The 17,439-nt window shown below is 32.7% G+C and carries 17 protein-coding genes; 8 read left to right on the top strand and 9 right to left on the bottom strand.

From position 1 onward, the window contains the following. Window positions 1-39: 39 nt before the first annotated feature. The 3 genes from Q4Q47_RS12995 to mraZ form a co-directional block, all read right to left on the bottom strand. Window positions 40-357, bottom strand: coding sequence for an FtsL-like putative cell division protein (locus Q4Q47_RS12995; RefSeq protein WP_303307083.1), 318 nt, complete (start codon window positions 355-357; stop codon window positions 40-42). 64 nt (window positions 358-421) lie between these two features. Then, window positions 422-1,318, bottom strand: coding sequence for a 16S rRNA (cytosine(1402)-N(4))-methyltransferase RsmH (gene rsmH, locus Q4Q47_RS12990; protein WP_303307082.1), 897 nt, complete (start codon window positions 1,316-1,318; stop codon window positions 422-424). Further along, window positions 1,305-1,775 carry a division/cell wall cluster transcriptional repressor MraZ gene (mraZ, locus tag Q4Q47_RS12985; protein ID WP_303307081.1) on the bottom strand — a complete coding sequence of 157 codons (471 nt, stop codon included), beginning with the start codon at window positions 1,773-1,775 and terminating at the stop codon, window positions 1,305-1,307. The genes rsmH and mraZ overlap by 14 nt, the downstream gene beginning before the upstream one ends. Window positions 1,776-2,069: 294 nt before the next feature. Between mraZ and Q4Q47_RS12980 the strand changes: the two genes are divergently transcribed. The 3 genes from Q4Q47_RS12980 (at window position 2,070) to Q4Q47_RS12970 (ending at window position 4,257) form a co-directional block, all read left to right on the top strand. Beyond that, on the top strand, window positions 2,070-2,834 hold the full coding sequence (locus Q4Q47_RS12980; RefSeq protein WP_303307080.1) for an alpha/beta fold hydrolase: 765 nt from the start codon (window positions 2,070-2,072) through the stop codon (window positions 2,832-2,834). Between the two features lie 114 nt (window positions 2,835-2,948). Further along, complete coding sequence (yihA, locus tag Q4Q47_RS12975; protein ID WP_303307079.1) at window positions 2,949-3,554, top strand: ribosome biogenesis GTP-binding protein YihA/YsxC; 606 nt, start codon at window positions 2,949-2,951, stop codon at window positions 3,552-3,554. A 106-nt stretch (window positions 3,555-3,660) separates the two neighbouring features. Further along, complete coding sequence (locus Q4Q47_RS12970) at window positions 3,661-4,257, top strand: 3-keto-disaccharide hydrolase (RefSeq protein WP_303307078.1); 597 nt, start codon at window positions 3,661-3,663, stop codon at window positions 4,255-4,257. A gap of 194 nt (window positions 4,258-4,451) precedes the next feature. On the opposite strand, the gene Q4Q47_RS12965 is transcribed toward Q4Q47_RS12970, so the two are convergent. After that, window positions 4,452-5,546, bottom strand: a complete 1,095-nt coding sequence (locus tag Q4Q47_RS12965; RefSeq protein ID WP_303307077.1) for an ABC transporter permease — start codon at window positions 5,544-5,546, stop codon at window positions 4,452-4,454. Window positions 5,547-5,554: 8 nt separating this feature from the next. Then, window positions 5,555-7,693, bottom strand: coding sequence for a carboxy terminal-processing peptidase (locus Q4Q47_RS12960; RefSeq protein WP_303308471.1), 2,139 nt, complete (start codon window positions 7,691-7,693; stop codon window positions 5,555-5,557). 175 nt (window positions 7,694-7,868) lie between these two features. On the opposite strand from Q4Q47_RS12960, the gene surE reads away from it, so the two are divergent. From surE to Q4Q47_RS12935, 5 genes are all read left to right on the top strand, one after another. Continuing rightward, on the top strand, window positions 7,869-8,645 hold the full coding sequence (gene surE / locus Q4Q47_RS12955) for a 5'/3'-nucleotidase SurE (protein ID WP_303307076.1): 777 nt from the start codon (window positions 7,869-7,871) through the stop codon (window positions 8,643-8,645). Next, window positions 8,638-8,922 carry a hypothetical protein gene (locus tag Q4Q47_RS12950; protein WP_303307075.1) on the top strand — a complete coding sequence of 95 codons (285 nt, stop codon included), beginning with the start codon at window positions 8,638-8,640 and terminating at the stop codon, window positions 8,920-8,922. Before surE ends, Q4Q47_RS12950 begins: the two co-directional genes overlap by 8 nt. Before the next feature lie 242 nt (window positions 8,923-9,164). After that, entirely contained in the window at window positions 9,165-10,277 is a 1,113-nt protein-coding gene (lpxB, locus tag Q4Q47_RS12945; RefSeq protein ID WP_303307074.1) for a lipid-A-disaccharide synthase, read from the top strand. A 153-nt stretch (window positions 10,278-10,430) separates the two neighbouring features. Continuing rightward, a complete protein-coding gene (locus Q4Q47_RS12940) occupies window positions 10,431-10,976 on the top strand; it encodes a C40 family peptidase (protein WP_303307073.1) in 546 nt (181 codons plus the stop codon). A 23-nt stretch (window positions 10,977-10,999) separates the two neighbouring features. Then, on the top strand, window positions 11,000-13,039 hold the full coding sequence (locus Q4Q47_RS12935) for a ComEC/Rec2 family competence protein (protein WP_303307072.1): 2,040 nt from the start codon (window positions 11,000-11,002) through the stop codon (window positions 13,037-13,039). 60 nt (window positions 13,040-13,099) lie between these two features. Here the strand turns inward: Q4Q47_RS12935 and Q4Q47_RS12930 are convergent, their stop codons facing one another. From Q4Q47_RS12930 to Q4Q47_RS12915, 4 genes are all read right to left on the bottom strand, one after another. Next, entirely contained in the window at window positions 13,100-13,642 is a 543-nt protein-coding gene (locus tag Q4Q47_RS12930) for a thioredoxin family protein (RefSeq protein WP_303307071.1), read from the bottom strand. A 26-nt stretch (window positions 13,643-13,668) separates the two neighbouring features. After that, window positions 13,669-14,127: a thioredoxin family protein gene (locus tag Q4Q47_RS12925; protein WP_303307070.1), complete on the bottom strand. Its 459-nt coding sequence runs from the start codon at window positions 14,125-14,127 to the stop codon at window positions 13,669-13,671. Window positions 14,128-14,215: 88 nt separating this feature from the next. Then, complete coding sequence (locus tag Q4Q47_RS12920) at window positions 14,216-16,000, bottom strand: peptide MFS transporter (RefSeq protein ID WP_303307069.1); 1,785 nt, start codon at window positions 15,998-16,000, stop codon at window positions 14,216-14,218. A gap of 53 nt (window positions 16,001-16,053) precedes the next feature. Further along, window positions 16,054-17,439: a peptide MFS transporter gene (locus Q4Q47_RS12915; RefSeq protein WP_303307068.1), complete on the bottom strand. Its 1,386-nt coding sequence runs from the start codon at window positions 17,437-17,439 to the stop codon at window positions 16,054-16,056.

Genomic DNA, 17,439 nt, shown 5'->3' with positions numbered 1-17,439 from the left:
GTTTAATATGCCTTTTTCGTTTACTGCCAAGAACTCACTTTATTTTCGAGATTTAACTTTTATCTTTTTAGGCGGAATCACCGAGGGTGACAAGCCTTTTTCTTTCATTTTATTAATAACTGCCGACTCCATTTTAAGCCTCATAAGTTTGGAACGCCCATCCACAAAAGCAGAACGCATTTCCTTGACTTCATTTTTTAATCGGCCAATTTCATATACTTTTTTATCAGCACTATGAGAACTAGCAATCATTATAATTGCCAAAACAGAAATAAAAAGGATGAACCTCCAATTTTTAAAAGAGTCATCACTAACTAAGAAAGTCCCTTTTAATATGTTATAGATATTTTTTTTCATTCCTCTCTGTCTCTTTGAGACATCTCTCCAAAGGAGAGAACTCAATTGTTCTTATTTATAATTTTCAAAGTTTTTCTGCAATCCGCAACTTTGCACTTCTAGCTCTGCTATTAATACTTACCTCTTCTTTAGAAGGAACAATCAAACCATTCACTTTTTTTAATGGCACTTCAAAATTCCCAAACATATCTCGTTCAGGCTCTCCCTCAAACATGCCATTTCTAATAAAACGTTTCACCAATCTATCTTCCAGTGAGTGATAGGATATAAAACTTAGCCTCCCTCCTTTAAACAAAACTTCCGGCGTCTGCTCTAAAAACTCTTTTAAAACCTCAATCTCCTGATTCACCTCTATCCGAATCGCTTGATAAATTTGAGCCAACACTTTATTTTCATGTCGTGGTGGCAAAAACTTCCTCAATACACTTTTTAACTGCTCACTCGTTATTATAGGGGCTGTATTTCTATGTTCAACAATTAATCTTGCCATAGCCGGCGCTGCACGCAATTCTCCATATTGCAAAAACACCTGTTTTAATTGCGCTTCTTCATATTTATTTACCACATGAAAAGCAGATAGTTCATTTTGCTGATTCATCCGCATATCCAAATCTGCTTCAAAACGTGTAGAAAACCCTCGTTCTGCGACATCAAACTGATGCGAAGACACCCCAAAGTCCGCCAAAATCCCATCAACTTGTTTTACACCATGAAAGCGCAAAAACCGTTTTATATATCTAAAATTCTCATGAATCAATGTAAATCGAGCATCTTCAATGTCATTTTCAAGAGCATCTTCATCCTGATCAAAAGCAAACAACTTACCCTTTTCACCAAGTCTACTTAATATTTCTTTACTATGACCACCTCCTCCAAATGTCACATCCACATACACGCCATCAGCTTTAATATTTAAACCGTCAACGGTTTCTTTTAACAGTACAGGGTTATGATATTCCATGGTCGTCGTCGTCTTGTCCCATTACTTCTTCAGCTAAATCGGCGAAATCAATTGCCGCATCATCAATAGCTTGCTCATATAAATCTTTATCCCAAATTTCGATAATATTTATAGCCGAGGCCACGACTATGTTTTTCGAAATACTAGCAAACACCGTTAAGTCTTTTGGAATCAACAAACGTCCATTAACATCAACTTCAACCATTTTTGCCCCCGCAGTAAACCTGCGAATAAAATCATTGTTTTTCTTTTTAAACTTATTAAGCTTATTCATTTTTTGCATTAAAATTTGCCACTCACCCATTGGATACAACTCCAAGCACTTTTGAAACACAGAGCGACGCAACACAAAACCATCAGGCAAAATAGAAGACAACTGCTTTTTTAAAGCAGCAGGCATCATCAATCTTCCCTTAGCATCTACTTTGCAATCGTATGTCCCTGTTATTAAGTCCAAAACGGTTTTGTTGAAATTTTAACGTTTGATTTTCAAATATATTGAAAAATATACCACATTTTACCACTTTATACCACTTTGTTAATAAATTTTCGATTAAATGAAGATTAAACACGGTTTTTGCTTAAAAAAAAACACTTAACACTTACTATCAAGATGTTAAAGACAAAAATTTAATAACATATATTTTATCAACACTCCTTTACAGAAAGTATTATTTTTATCAAATAATTTATATAGTTAAAATATGAATGAATTAACTATATTTGTTTTTAATGCAGTGACCAACAAACAATGATGTATCGTTTAAAAAAGGAAAAAGAATACAGCTATATTGAAGCTGGAGAAGGCACACCAATTGTGGTGTTACACGGCCTTATGGGGGGGCTAAGTAATTTCAATGCTGTCTCAGATTTTTTTAGCACAAAAGGCTATAAAATCATTATTCCGGAATTACCCGTATACACCATGTCTTTGCTAAAAACCAATGTAAAAAGCTTTGCTAAGTATCTACATGATTTTATCGAATTTAAAGGGTTTAATGAAGTCATTTTACTAGGAAATTCCCTTGGTGGCCACATAGGCTTATACCATACTAAACTTTATCCTGAAAAAGTAAAAGCTCTTATTATTACTGGAAGTTCGGGACTTTACGAAAGCGCTATGGGCGGTGGCTACACGAAACGAAGTGATTATGAAGTTATTAAAAAGAAGGCGCAAGATGTTTTTTATGACCCTGAAGTAGCTACTAAAGAAATTGTTGATGAGGTTTACGAAACTGTAAACGATCGTAATAAACTTATAAAAACACTGGCCATTGCAAAGAGTGCCATAAGGCACAATATGGCTAAAGACTTACCCAATATGAAAATACCAACCTGTATTATTTGGGGCAAGAATGATACTGTAACACCTCCGGAAGTTGCTGAAGAATTTAACGAATTGCTACCAGATTCTGATCTATTTTGGATAGATAAGTGTGGACATGCCGCTATGATGGAACATCCTGATGAATTCAATACCATCCTTGACGAGTGGCTAAACAAAAAAGGTTTTTAAAGCCTTACCCGAAACTAAAAAAGTCAGTTTCGCTCCTCCAAAGAAAGAGGTAAAATAGAAACCCGAAATACGAAGTTCAATTAATAAGATTCCCGACTTCTAGGGAATATAAATATGAAGATTAAATCTGCCGAATTTATAATGAGTAATTCTGATGTTGCTAAATGTCCTAAAAGCATGCTACCGGAATATGCCTTTATAGGTAGAAGTAATGTTGGTAAATCATCGCTTATTAATATGTTAACCAGTCGAAAAAGTTTAGCAAAAACGTCTGGCAGACCCGGAAAAACACAACTAATAAACCACTTTTTAATTAATAAAAACTGGCATTTGGTAGATTTACCGGGCTATGGATATGCACGTGTCTCTAAAAGTTCTAAAAAAATATTTCAAAAATTTATAACGCAGTATTTTGGTTTGAGAGAGCAACTTGTTACTGCTTTTGTTTTAGTGGATATTAGACATAATCCTCAGCCTATAGATCTCGAATTTATGCAGTGGCTGGGAGAAAACGGCATCCCGTTTTCTATTATTTTTACTAAAGCAGATAAGCTAAAACCAAAAGCGATCGATAATCATGTAGAAGCCTATAAAGCTATTCTTTTAGAAACCTGGGAAGACATGCCTAATTATTTTATTACCTCTTCATCGAAAAGCATTGGCAAAAAAGACATTTTAGAATACATCCATGAATTAAACATAAACATGGATTTAAATTAAAGTTATTCTTCACACACCTTTATCAAAAAAATTAATAACTTCCCCTGAGCTTTTAAGCTAAACAACATTATTGCAATATTTAAATATTATTAAAAGAGTAAGTCTCATGAAAAAAAAATTAATTATAGCTGTAATTGGCTTTATAGTAACAGTTAATTCTCATGCTCAAAACACTTCATTATTTAATGGAAAAAATTTAGACGGATGGAAAGTTTATGGCACAGAAAAATGGTATGTTGAAAATGGTGATTTGGTGTGTGAAAGCGGAAAAGATAAAGCTTATGGCTATTTAGGCACAAAAAAGCATTATAAAGACTTTATTTTAACCTTAGAATTTAAACAATGGAGTAACGGCAATAGCGGTGTCTTTATTAGATCGACCCTTAATGGCACAAAAATAAAAGGTTGGCAGGTAGAAGTAGCTCCAAAAGGAAAGCACACTGGCGGCGTATACGAATCTTATGGGCGCGGATGGTTAATAAAACCTGAAGCCGAAAAAGAAAACGTACTTAAAGAAGGCGAATGGAATACAATGAAAATTATAGTCAAAGGCTCAAAATTAACTTCGTGGCTTAATGGCACAAAAATGATTTCTCTAGATGATGAAAAAATAGGTAAAGGAGAAGGGGGCATAGCTTTACAAATTCATAGTGGTGGAAATGTTAAACTAAGTTGGAAAAATATAAAAATTAAAGAGCTTTAATTTTTATTAAATAAACCTTACGTTCTTTTACAGATTAAAGACGCATAATAGTCGTTTATCATTACCCTGTATTATATAAACTCATTTACAAAGTAATAGATACAACTTCTTAAAAAGCACAAAAACTAGATGCGTAACTACCTTTGGATTTTAGCTTTTTCAAATATTTTGCATGAACAACAACAATTATTGTATTACCCTTTAACATCCAAAGCATCCCTAAGCGCATTACCAATAAGCATAAACGCCATAACCAAACTCATAATACAAAGCCCCGGTATAATGGCCAAATAAGGCTTACCCAGTATAATATAATTGTAGTGGTCTTTAATCATGGCTCCCCAACTTGCCATAGGCGGTTGCGCTCCAATACCTAAAAAACTAAGTCCGCTTTCTATTAAAATAGCACCTGCAAAATTAGCTGCCGAAATAACAATAACCGGTGCCATAATATTGGGTAAAATGTGCTTGGTAATAATTCTAAAATCATTAAACCCCAAAGCTCTTGCAGCTGTTACATATTGCATTTCTTTAGCACTAATTATTTGTCCGCGTACAATTCTAGCCACCTCGACCCACATGGTAAGTCCAACTGCTATGAATACTTGCCAAAAACCTTTTCCTAAAGCTAAGGTAATAGCAATAACGAGCAGTAAAGTTGGAATAGACCATGTGACGTTAATAATCCACATAATAACCGCATCTACTTTTCCTCCAAAATAACCCGCTATACTCCCCATAAAAACACCTATGAGCAGCGAAATAAAAACCGCTACAAACCCTATAAAAAAAGATATTCTAGCACCTACCAATACACGACTTAATAAATCTCTTCCATATTTATCTGTACCAAAAAGAAAGGATTTTTCTTTTATATAATGATCCACTTTATTATTCGGAAAGGCATTTAATGAAATTGTTTTTTCAACCCCTTCTAATCCATCAGAGGCATATTCTTTGTACATCAGCAAACCTTCTTTAATTGAATATTCTGAAATGGGAATCTCGGTATCGGTATTTTTCTTTCCAAAGAAAATTTTATTTGCCCAACTTTGATTGGTTTCTAATTGAGACGGAATCGTCAACATTTCAACTTTAAAACCGGGCTTTTTAGAGTGGATTGATAAGTGCATTTGGTTAGCAAACTGCGAATCATCGGGTGCAAAAACATAAGCAAATACAGATACCAAACCAACAAATACAATAAAGCAAAAACTAAAAACGCCCCAAAAGTTCTTTTTAAACTTTTGGAGCGCTAATTGTTTTAATGAGCTTGATTTATGACTCATAAATAAACTTATTTTCTTACTGTAGACGCTACTTTTTTAATAGGGTACGACATTTTTAAATCTTCTAACACATTAAGCGCTTCTTCAATATAAACATCCTGACTCAAACTCTTGTGCCAACGTACGCGCTTTTCTTTCAAGTCTGTTGTATCATCTTTAAAAAGTGATTTCTCATAACTATGAGATTGGAAAGTTAAATTTGTTTGGTACTCGGCTATGGCATCAAATTTTTTAGCCTCTTCTTCATTTAGATCTAACTGCGCTCTATATGTTTTATAATTTAATGAAAAAATTCTATCATCAATTTTAGTCTTTACCCATTTAGCATTTTCCTCAATAAGCTTTAATTGTTCATTATTTACCATACGCTCTTTACTCCTTTTTACAGTTTCATTGTAATCAAAATAATATTCCCAAGGCGTATATTCCGCAGCATCAATTTCATCCCATGGCAGTGGGTTTTCTTTATCTTTTTCACCAACATCAATAAAACTAAAACGCCCCGGTACTTTTACATCACTTTTAACGCCTTCAAGTTGCACTGAACCTCCATTAATTCTATAATATTTTTGGGTTGTTAAAGCTAAGGCTCCTAAATCTCCACTAGTATTATTTCTAAGCATGTTATTTAAGTTAATAACATTTTGAACGGTTCCTTTTCCATAGGTTTGTTTACTTCCTATAATGATAGCACGCTTATAATCTTGCATGGCAGCAGCCATAATTTCGGAAGCAGATGCTGATATTTCATTAACCAAAATAACCAGAGGACCATCCCAAGTAATAGACTTGTCCATATCTTTTAAAACCTCTTTAGCTTCACCAGTAGAACGCACTTGCACCACAGGACCTTCTTTTATAAATAAACCGGCCATATCTACAACCGCTGGCAATGAACCACCTCCATTGTTACGTAAATCTAAAACTAAACCTTCCATTCCTTCAGATTTTAAACGTTCGATTTCATTTTTTACATCTTTGGCAGCATTTATATTTTTATAATCTTTAAAATCTACATAAAAAGCAGGTAAATTAATCACTCCAAATTTTTTGTTGCCTTTGTTTACTATTGAAGATTTAGCAAAAGTTTCAACTAATTCTACAACATCTCTTGTGATTACAATATCCTTAACACTTCCGTCTACTTTTTTCACAGTTAATGTCACTTTAGTTCCTTTTGGACCTTTTATATATTTTATGGCATCGTTTATACGCATACCTACAATATTCACAGGAAATTCTTCATCTTCCTGCTTTACTTTTAAAATAACATCTTCAACTTCAAGTTCATTACTTCTCCAAGCCGGACCTCCAGAAATAAGCCCTACTATTTTTATGTAATCCATCCTTTTTTGCAACCTGGCTCCGATACCTTCTAGTTTACCGGACATACGTTGGTCAAAATCTTCTTTACCTCTAGGTGCCAAATAATAGGTGTGTGGATCGAACTCTTCTACAATGGTATTAACATAAATAGCGAACCAATCTTCACGTTGTAAATCTTCAACATTATCATTAAAATAGATATCGATAGATTTTAAAGTGGCTTCACGAGCTTCTTTTTCAATTTGGCTTTCCGTCTTCATGACATAAGATCCATCTTTTTCTTTTGCTAATTTTTCTTGTGTAATTAAATCGTCGTAATTAGAAAGCGTTGAGAACTTAAGTTGTTTCCTCCAACGCTCCTTCATTTCTTTTTTATTTTTTGCAAACGAACTATTATCATAATCTGTGTCAAATACTTCATCTATTGAATAATCAAAAGGCTCTGATAAAACTTCTTTATAAATTCCCTTTGCTTCTTCTATACGCTTTAGCATGCGTTCGTTTACGACATTAAAGAATGTAATCTCTGTAGCTTTAAGTTGATTATCAAGAAAATATTTATACTTTTCAAAATCCCTATAATCAGATTCATAGAAATAACGTTTTACCGGATCTAGAATTTCTATATAATCTGAAAACAATTCGGCAGAAAATTCGTCATTCATAGCTATAGGATCAAAGTGACCCTGCTCTAAAACAAATGTTATAATTTGAATTAGTAATTTATCTTTATCTGGGTTACTGAATTTTTTCGTGGTAAAACTGCATGATCCAAAAGCTAATAATAATAAAAGCGACAAAATTTTATAGTTCCTTTTCATATTTTTTTTCATCTATCATTGTTTAATTACTTCATTAAAAGCAAAATATATTTTCACTAAAATAAAGAAAAAACTATGCCATTATGTAGAAATGACACTAATTTTTCGTTAAACTAAAGAAATTAACAGTTTACTGGTGAAATTATGTATTTTAGCGATGCCATAAAAGCATTAAATGACAGAAAGACCTCTTATACTAGTTACAAACGACGACGGCATAAATGCGCCCGGAATTAGAGCATTAATTTCTATCATGAATGCCATTGGCGAGGTTGTGGTTGTTGCTCCTGACAGTCCTCAAAGTGGTATGGGACATGCTATCACTTTAGACTCGACACTTTATGCTGAGCGCGTTTATATGGACGATGGTCCACAAATTGAATACAGTTGTTCTGGAACACCTGCTGATTGTGTAAAGCTTGCTATTAGAGAATTGTTAGATCGAAAACCAGACCTTTGTGTTTCTGGTATTAATCACGGCTCTAATTCGTCTATAAATGTTATTTATTCTGGCACTATGAGTGCTGCCATTGAAGCTGGTATTGAAGGTATTCCTGCAGTTGGTTTTTCTTTACTTGATTATACTTGGAATGCTAATTTTGAGGCATCGAAAGATTATGTAAAAACGATTACCGAACAGATTTTAAATAATAGTTTACCAAACGGTATTGTACTAAATGTCAATATCCCTAATATTTTAAAAAATGCCATAAAAGGTATTAAAATCTGTAGACAGGCAAAAGCAAATTGGGTAGAAGAATTTGACAAACGTAAAAACCCACAAGGAAAAGACTACTATTGGCTTTCTGGGAAATTTGTTAATTTAGATGGAGGTGAAGATACAGATGAGTGGGCTTTAGAACAAGGTTATGTTTCTCTAGTACCCGTACAATTTGATTTAACAGCACATAAATTTATTAAAAATTTAAATACATGGAATTTAAATGATTAAAAAAGATATTTTTATTGGAATATTTGTGGGCTTAATAGCTAATGCTATTGGCTTATTTTTTTCGGCAACTCTTTTAGGAAATGGAGATGATTTTGTAACAGTTATTCAGGCGGCTGCAAATGAAGGCTTTTTAGGAAAACTAATAAGCTTAGGTGCTATTTTAAATTTAATAGCTTTCTTTATTTTTATAAGAAAAAAACAAGATTATAGAGCCAGAGGTGTTTTATTGATTACTGTTTTTATTGCTGTTTTCACATTCGTATTTAAACTTTTTTAATAAAGAACTCATTTAAAGTTTTTCAATTGGCTAAAAAATGGCCCTTTTCACCTATTATTTTGACTTTTTTAATTCCGTAGCGATGCTATGCAATTAAAAAAGTCTTTAATCTATATAAAAATGACTAATTTTCGCTATAATTCATAAACTTTAAATGAGTTCGACATTTTGTCACCTCGAGTGCAGTCGAGAGGTATATTTAAGAGAAAGGTCTCGACTGCGCTCGACCTTACAATAAAAAAATGAAATATTACATTTTAGCAGGAGAAGCTTCAGGTGATTTACATGGTTCTAACCTAATAAAAGCTTTACTAAAAGAAGATGTTAACGCCGACATTAGGTTTTGGGGTGGTGATCTTATGCAAGCCGCCGGTGGTACTTTAGTAAAACACTATAAAGAACGTGCGTTCATGGGTTTTACCGAAGTTATCATGAACCTCTTTAAAATTTTTAAACTTATTTCGTTTTGTAAAAGCGATATTAAAACCTTTAATCCTGATGTTGTTGTTTTTATTGATAACTCCGGTTTTAATTTACGCATAGCCAAATGGGCAAAACAACACCATTTTAGAACTAATTATTATGTTTCCCCTCAAGTTTGGGCATCAAGAGCTGGTAGAGTAAAGGCTATTAAACGTGATATTGACGCTATGTATGTTATTCTACCTTTTGTAAAACCTTTTTACAAAAAGTATGATTATGATGCCACGTTTGTTGGACATCCATTAATTGATGCTATTACAGATCGTGAGCAGATTGATGAATTTACATTTAGAGAAGCTCATAACTTGGGAGACAAACCAATTATTGCATTATTACCAGGAAGCCGAAAACAAGAAATAATAAAAATGCTTTCAGTTATGTTAAGCCTGGTTGACCTTTATCCAAATTATCAGTTTGTAATTGCTGGAGCACCAAGTCAAGACTATAGCTTTTATGAAACTTTTATAAAATCATACGATGTTAAATTCATTTCCAATAAAACATATGATTTGTTAAGTCTTTCAACTGCTGCGTTGGTTACATCTGGAACGGCAACTTTAGAAACGGCTTTGTTTAAAGTACCTCAAGTAGTTTGTTATAAAGGAAGTGCGCTTTCTTATCAAATAGCAAAAAGAATCATCACTTTAAAGTTTATTTCGTTAGTTAATTTAGTCATGGACAAAGAAGTGATTACTGAACTTATTCAAAATGATTTCAATAAAAAAAGACTTAAGCAAGAACTAGACAAAATTTTAAATCCTGATACTCGCCACAAATTATTTTTAGAGTATTATGAATTGGAACAAACTTTAGGCGGCAAGGGGGCCAGTGAAAAAACTGCTAAGTTGATTTATGATGGGATAAAGGTGTAAGACGGCTATACTGTTAGGCCTGAAGACGGGAGACGGGAGAACGAAAATCAAAGACGGAAGGCCGAAGACCAAAAAACAAAGCCCGAAGAAAAACATTTGTATCTAATTTTATTATAAATTTACAACTAGTAACCCAAACCTACTTTAAAATACATGAAAAGAACAATCTTTATTCTTTTGATAATTGTAAGCTTCACTAGCTGCAAATCCTCAAAGCGAGCTAGAAGTAAAAAGCAAACTTCTACAACAATCATCTCTAAAAAAAGCAAAAAAGAAACAGCTAATTACAAGGCTAAATCTTCAAAAAAAGTATCTAAAGCTGAAAATATTGTTGACTACTCGAAACAATTTAAAGGGGTTCGCTACAAATGGGGAGGTACCACAAAATCAGGAATGGATTGTTCCGGGCTAGTTTTTGAGTCTTTTAGAGCCTATGATGTCATATTACCCAGAATATCTAGAGATATGGCTAAAAAAGGTCATAAAATTCCACTAAAAAAAACACAAGAAGGCGATTTACTTTTCTTTAAAACTAGTAAAAACAGGAGACATCGTATTAATCATGTCGGTTTGATTATAAAATCTAAAACTGGTGATATTTCTTTTATACATGCAACAACCAGAAAAGGGGTTATTGTTTCTAAACTTTCTGAAAACTATTGGAAATCAGCGTTTGTTGAAGCGCGTAGAATTTTGTAAGATATTTCATATATTGCATACTTATGCAATTATTGAATTTTACTATCATTAAATTAACGACTTACTTCATTATAGGTATTGCTATTAGTACTTTGTTTAGCATTCCTTTGAATGTCTCTTTATACTTAACAGCTTCCCTTTTTGTCATCTTATTAGTGTTTTACCTCATCGCAAAAAGGCAATTCATTAAAACCAGTTGGTTTGGTTTGTCCTCTTTTTTAATGATGATTAGCATTGGTATATTAACCACAAATCTTCATAACGAAAAAAACTATTCTAATCATTATACAAATCAGGTTTCAATAAAAAATGACTCTTTAAAAACGATGACGTTTAGAATTAGAGACGTTTTAAAATCTGGAAATTTCTATGACAAATACGTTATAGACCTTTTAGAAATTGATGGAAGCAAGGTAAAAGGAAAATCTCTTTTAAATATTGAAAAAGGTTCAACACAAATTGCTTTAAAAATTGATGATATTTTTATAAGTAAAACAGTCTTCAAAGATTTAAATCAACCATTAAATCCTCATCAATTTAATTACAAAACCTATCTAGAGAAAAAATATATTTACCAGCAATTATTTATTTCTAATCGATCACTTTTAAAAGTAAGTTCGAAAACACATTCTCTCTTAGGATTAGCTAGTAACATTCGTGAATATATCAACTTAAAATTAAAATCTCACCTTTTCAAACCAGACGAACTTGCCATAATTAATGCTCTATTATTAGGCCAACGACAAGACATTAGTAAAACTATTTACTCTAATTATACAAATGCAGGTGCTATACACATTCTGGCCGTATCTGGCTTACATGTGGGTATAATATTAATTATTTTAAGCTTCGTACTCAAACCTATTGAAAGCTTTAAACATGGAAAACTTATAAAAACGTTTCTGCTGGTAGTTATTTTATGGTGCTTTGCTCTTATTGCTGGGTTATCGGCATCAGTTACCAGAGCTGTCACTATGTTTAGTATAGTTGCGATTGCTATAAACCTAAAAAGACCAACTAATATATATAACACTTTAGCCATATCGATATTCACCATATTGCTTTTTAAGCCCATGTTTTTATTTGATGTCGGTTTTCAATTAAGTTATTTAGCTGTTTTTGCCATTGTTATTGTGGATCCTGTTATATATAAACGATGGAAACCAAAATCTAAAATCATCGATTTTTATTGGCATACATTCACTGTTACACTTTCTGCTCAATTAGGAATCATTCCGATAAGTCTTTATTATTTTCATCAATTTCCAAGTTTGTTTTTTATATCTAATTTGGTAATCATTCCTTTTTTGGGATTTATTTTAGGTCTTGGAATACTCATCATTCTTTTAGCTGTTTTAAATTTACTGCCACAGTTTATAGCTACTATTTATGGGCATATTATTGGCTTAATGAATGATTTTATTGCTTGGATTTCAAGACAAGAATTATTTTTAATAAAAGATATTCCCTTTGATCTTTTGTATGCTTTGGCTTCTTATCTCTCCATTATTTATCTCATAAAACTTCTTAAAAAGTGGCATTATTATAATCTCAAATACTTATTAATTACTATTGTGATTTTTCAAAGTATCGTTATTTACACCAATTATAATATCCAAACAAATGCCTTTATCATTTTTCACAAAAACAAGCATAGTCTTATTGGAAATATAACGCATAACAAAATGATAGTAGCCCATGATTTTGATACCTTACCGAAAACAAAAAACAATATCGTAAGAGATTATGCGGTTGGTAATCATATTAATATTATTGAAAAAGACTCGTTACAGTCGGTTTATCTTCTTAACAATAAAAGGTTTTTGGTTATTGATAGTCTGGGGGTTTACAATATTAAATCCTTTGAACCAGATTATCTATTACTAAGGCAATCACCAAAAATAAATTTGAATAGATTGATTGATTCTATAAAACCAAAATACGTTATTGCCGATGGAAGCAATTACAAATCTTATATGGAAAAATGGGAAATTATTTGTAAAAAAAGAGAACTCCCTTTTCACCAAACCAGTAAAAAGGGAGCTTTTATTATTGAGTATTGATTTTTTTGAGGAGATTCCTGACGCCCTGGGAATATTTTCATCATTTCAGGAAGTTCTTTTTCAACCTTTAAACTCTGGCTTAAATGCTTTATAGTAAACATTAAACTTTTCTTGAGTATCTATTTCTTTATGTTTGTCTTCTCTAAACATTTTTAAATATAATTCTAATTGCGGAGGCGTTTGATACCCTTTAATTGGGGCTATCACATCTCCTTTTTCATCTAAAAACACAATAGTTGGATATGCCTGTATTTGAAAATAACGGGACAACTCATGCGCAGAATTTCGTCTATTAGCATTCGCTGGATTATAATTAGGGTTCGAAAATATTTTTTCTTTATAATTAACCTGCTCATTACCCTCTGCATTAAATTTTACAGCATAATAGTTTTCATTAACATAATCTACAACATCTTTATTATGAAATGTGTTTTTGTCTAAGATCTTACATGGTCCACACCAATTGGTATAAACATCCATCATAATTTTTTTAGGTGCTTTCTTTTGAAGTGCTAAAGCTTCTTCAAAAGTCACCCAATTAATCTCCTGCGCATTTGTAAAAACTGTTACAAAAACAGCTAATAATAACCATATCTTTTTCATAATGTTTTAAGTTTTTTTACTTTCAGCTACAACATTGATGCCGCTTTGCCTATCCATTTAGTTGGACCTCCAGCCACATACCCTGTACTTCCAAGGCTTCTTAAATTTATTTGTTTTTCAGAATTAATTTCTGGATTAACAAACCATATGGTAGGGTACCCTCTTACCTTAAACATACTTTGCAATTGCCTATTTTGAGTTCTAATACTATCATCTTGAGGTGTCCTTTTTGGAAAATCTAATTCAACAAGTACGACATTTTCAAGCGCCCATTTTTTAAACTCGTTAGTTTGAAAGACTTCTTTTTGTAAACGTATACACCAGCCACACCAATCTGACCCTGTAAAAAACATTAACAGTGGTTTTTTTTCTTTAACGGCAAATTCTGATGCTTTACTCATATCTGTATGCCAAGTTAATTCTTGAGCACTAACTAATGCCGCTGTAAAAATGCTTACTAAAAGTATATAAATTGTTTTCTTCATAGTCATATTTGTTGCAAAACGTATACCGAACTTACAAAAAATGCTCCTAAACAGGAGCATTTTGAATATTATTTAATGATTTTTTCGACTAACGGACGCCATGCATTAGCCTTTTTAATACTGGATTAAGCAGTATAGAAATCAAACCTACACCAATTGGGATCAATGTAAATATTAAAAAAAAGGTGCCTAATGAGTATTGTTCAGAAATTTTATCAATCATACCACCCATCGTTCCGGCAGCTTTTTGTCCAACGGCAATTGCTAAATACCAAACTCCAAACATAAAACCAATCATTCTAGGTGGTACTAATTTACTCAAATATGACAAACCTACAGGCGATAAACATAATTCACCCATGGTATGGAAAAGATATGCCAAAATTAAAAACACCATACTAATAGACGCGGTTTTCGCTCCAGAAGGAATATCTGTTGCTCCATAAGAAAGTATTGCAAAACCAAGTCCTAACAAAATCAAACCTAAACCATATTTCATGGCAGCACTAGGATTATATTTACTTTCCCACCACCTTGAAAAAAATGGCGCTAATGTGATAATAAAGAACGAATTTAAAATACCAAACCATGTAGCTTCAATTTCATTTCCGGGTTCTGAGAATTTATTAACCAATCTAAAAATTACTAAAAACCAAATTCCAGCAAATGCGATACCTAAAATTATATTAGACAACCCAATTTTTGAAAATGTTTTCTTTGATAATAAAACTAAAACCCATGTGATGATTATTAACGGAATAGTGGTTAATAATGCATCAACAATTTTGAATATCATTGCAGAATTTCCAACCAAACTCCTATTAGTATAATCTCTTGCAAACAAAGTCATAGAACCCAATGATTGTTCAAAAAAGGCAAAGAAAAATACAGTAAATAACCCAAAAATAGATACTGCAATAATTCTATCTCTAACTATTGGAATATATCTAGCTATTCTGGTAACAAGTAAAATTAAAAACAAAACCAATGCTCCTAATACAATTACGTTTGATCCACTAAGACCATTTATTTCAAAAGGAGCCAAACTTGTACCTTCAATCTTTTCTAGTGGGTCATTGAATAAGTAAAGTAATCCTCCTAATGAGGATAAAACAATTAAAACTTTATCAAATAATGTAAATGGATTTAATTTTTCATCAATAAGCTCTTCTTTATTTTCAACAGGACTAGTTTCATTAATGTTTTGAGGTAATTCAACTTCGTGAATCTTACTAGGTTTAGCTCCAATATTCCCAAACAGACTTCCAGCTAACCAAAATTGTAACATCCCCAAGAACATAAATATTCCTGCGAGACCAAATCCCCATGACCACCCATAATTTTCGGCCAAATAACCACATAACATCATTCCAAAAAAAGCACCTGCATTTACACCCATATAAAAAATAGTATAAGCCCCATCTTTTTTGGACTCTTTACCTTTGTACATTTCAGAGATTATTGAAGTAATATTAGGTTTAAAAAAGCCTGTACCTATAACTAACAAGGCTAAACCTAAATAAAATGTCATCGTAGTTTCTAATGCCATTGCTGCATGGCCTAGTGTCATTATTAAACAGCCTACAACCACTGCTATACGGTACCCTGTAATCTTATCGGCGATCCACCCCCCTATGATTGGAGTTAAATATAATAATGATGCATAAGTCCCTATTAAAGCCAAAGCATGCTCTCTGGGCCATTCCCAACCTGGATTATCGCTCAAAATAGGAGCAGTTAAAAATAATACCAAGAGTATACGCATCCCATAAAATGAAAAGCGTTCCCACATTTCAGTAAAGAATAACACAAACAACCCCGCAGGGTGTCCAATAACTTTGTCCTTAAATAGGTTTTCAATGTCTGTATTCATAAAAAAAATAGTTAGTTAAAGAAAAAACCCTCCAAAAGAGGGTTTATATATTTTTAAACATCTGCTAATTCAAAACCTTCAGCTTCATCATGAATTACATGTTCATTATCTTCAGCTCCATGTGTAAGTTTTTCTAATTTTTTACGGAATACCATAACTAAGCCTCCAAATAAAACGCAAAAAACAGCAATTCCTGTAAATACAGTAAACTCGCCTAAACCTTCGGCAGATTCTCCCAAAAGCCCAGCTAACTTATTACCAAAACCAGTCATTGCAAAATAAACCCCCATCATTAACGACGCATATTTAACTGGAGCGAGTTTTGTGATATATGACAATGCAACTGGTGAAATACATAACTCTCCGACTGTATGAAACAAATAGGCTAAAACTAACCAATACATAGCAGAAGCTCCTGTACTATTAAATTCTGAAGCTGCAGCAGACATAAAAAAGAAGCCTGTACCCATGATGATTAACCCAACTATCATTTTAAATAAAGAGCTAGATACTTTTCCTTTTAATTTTCTACTTGCCCAATATAATGCTACTGAAGTTCCTAAAAAGATAATAAACATAGCATTTAAAGACTGAAACCAAGACGCTGGTACTTCCCATCCCATTAACATTCTATTGGTATTTTCCTTTGCATATATATTCATTAAACCACCAGCCTGTTCAAAGGCTCCCCAAAATACAATAACTAATAAAAAAGATATAAATAGCACCACAATTCTATCTTTTTCTATTTTGGTTAAAGGTTTTTTCATAGCTTCTTTCTCTTCCTTATTTTCAGAAGTTCCTAAAAAATTTCCGACATGTTTTAAATGTTTTTGCCCCACAACATATTGTATTAATCCTAAAGCCATACCTATTCCTGCTAATCCAAAACCATAATGCCAACCATGCACTTCTCCTACATAACCAACAATTAAACTTGATAAAAAAGCGCCAACATTAATACCAATATAAAAAATGGTAAATCCTTTATCTCTTCTTATATCTCCTTGCTGATATAAACCTCCAACCATGGTTGAAATATTTGGCTTTAGCATCCCTACTCCTGCAATGATTAAACCTAAACCTGTATAAAATGCCCACATTTCTTCTACAGCCAATATACTATGTCCGGCGACAAGAAGTAAGCCTCCATAAAGAACAGATTTTTTCTGACCTAAAAATTTATCTGCAATCCATCCTCCAGGTATAGACATAACATAAACCAACATGGTATAAGTTCCATAAAGCGATAAGGCATCTCCATTTGTCCATCCTAATCCTGCATTTTCTGCTTGCGTTTGTGCTACTAGATATAGCACCAATATGGCTCGCATTCCATAGTATGAAAAGCGTTCCCACATTTCGGTAAAAAACAGCACATATAATCCTATTGGGTGCCCAAATAATTCCTTTTGCTTTATTGTAGTTGAATTTGACAT

Source organism: Flavivirga spongiicola (genome assembly GCF_030540825.1).
In the GTDB taxonomy this organism is placed as follows: Bacteria; Bacteroidota; Bacteroidia; order Flavobacteriales; family Flavobacteriaceae; genus Flavivirga; species Flavivirga spongiicola.
This window is presented reverse-complemented; position numbering and strand designations above follow the sequence as displayed.

Excerpts from the sequence above, each read along its gene's own strand:
- Q4Q47_RS12935 (WP_303307072.1), top strand. The coding sequence starts at position 11,000 with ATGCAATTATTGAATTTTACTATCATTAAATTAACGACTTACTTCATT.
- Q4Q47_RS12915 (WP_303307068.1), bottom strand. The coding sequence starts at position 17,439 with ATGTCAAATTCAACTACAATAAAGCAAAAGGAATTATTTGGGCACCCA.
- lpxB (WP_303307074.1), top strand. The coding sequence starts at position 9,165 with ATGAAATATTACATTTTAGCAGGAGAAGCTTCAGGTGATTTACATGGT.
- Q4Q47_RS12940 (WP_303307073.1), top strand. The coding sequence starts at position 10,431 with ATGAAAAGAACAATCTTTATTCTTTTGATAATTGTAAGCTTCACTAGC.
- Q4Q47_RS12970 (WP_303307078.1), top strand. The coding sequence starts at position 3,661 with ATGAAAAAAAAATTAATTATAGCTGTAATTGGCTTTATAGTAACAGTT.
- yihA (WP_303307079.1), top strand. The coding sequence starts at position 2,949 with ATGAAGATTAAATCTGCCGAATTTATAATGAGTAATTCTGATGTTGCT.
- Q4Q47_RS12980 (WP_303307080.1), top strand. The coding sequence starts at position 2,070 with ATGATGTATCGTTTAAAAAAGGAAAAAGAATACAGCTATATTGAAGCT.
- Q4Q47_RS12995 (WP_303307083.1), bottom strand. The coding sequence starts at position 357 with ATGAAAAAAAATATCTATAACATATTAAAAGGGACTTTCTTAGTTAGT.
- Q4Q47_RS12960 (WP_303308471.1), bottom strand. The coding sequence starts at position 7,693 with ATGAAAAGGAACTATAAAATTTTGTCGCTTTTATTATTATTAGCTTTT.
- Q4Q47_RS12930 (WP_303307071.1), bottom strand. The coding sequence starts at position 13,642 with ATGAAAAAGATATGGTTATTATTAGCTGTTTTTGTAACAGTTTTTACA.
- rsmH (WP_303307082.1), bottom strand. The coding sequence starts at position 1,318 with ATGGAATATCATAACCCTGTACTGTTAAAAGAAACCGTTGACGGTTTA.
- Q4Q47_RS12925 (WP_303307070.1), bottom strand. The coding sequence starts at position 14,127 with ATGAAGAAAACAATTTATATACTTTTAGTAAGCATTTTTACAGCGGCA.
- Q4Q47_RS12950 (WP_303307075.1), top strand. The coding sequence starts at position 8,638 with ATGATTAAAAAAGATATTTTTATTGGAATATTTGTGGGCTTAATAGCT.
- surE (WP_303307076.1), top strand. The coding sequence starts at position 7,869 with ATGACAGAAAGACCTCTTATACTAGTTACAAACGACGACGGCATAAAT.
- Q4Q47_RS12920 (WP_303307069.1), bottom strand. The coding sequence starts at position 16,000 with ATGAATACAGACATTGAAAACCTATTTAAGGACAAAGTTATTGGACAC.
- Q4Q47_RS12965 (WP_303307077.1), bottom strand. The coding sequence starts at position 5,546 with ATGAGTCATAAATCAAGCTCATTAAAACAATTAGCGCTCCAAAAGTTT.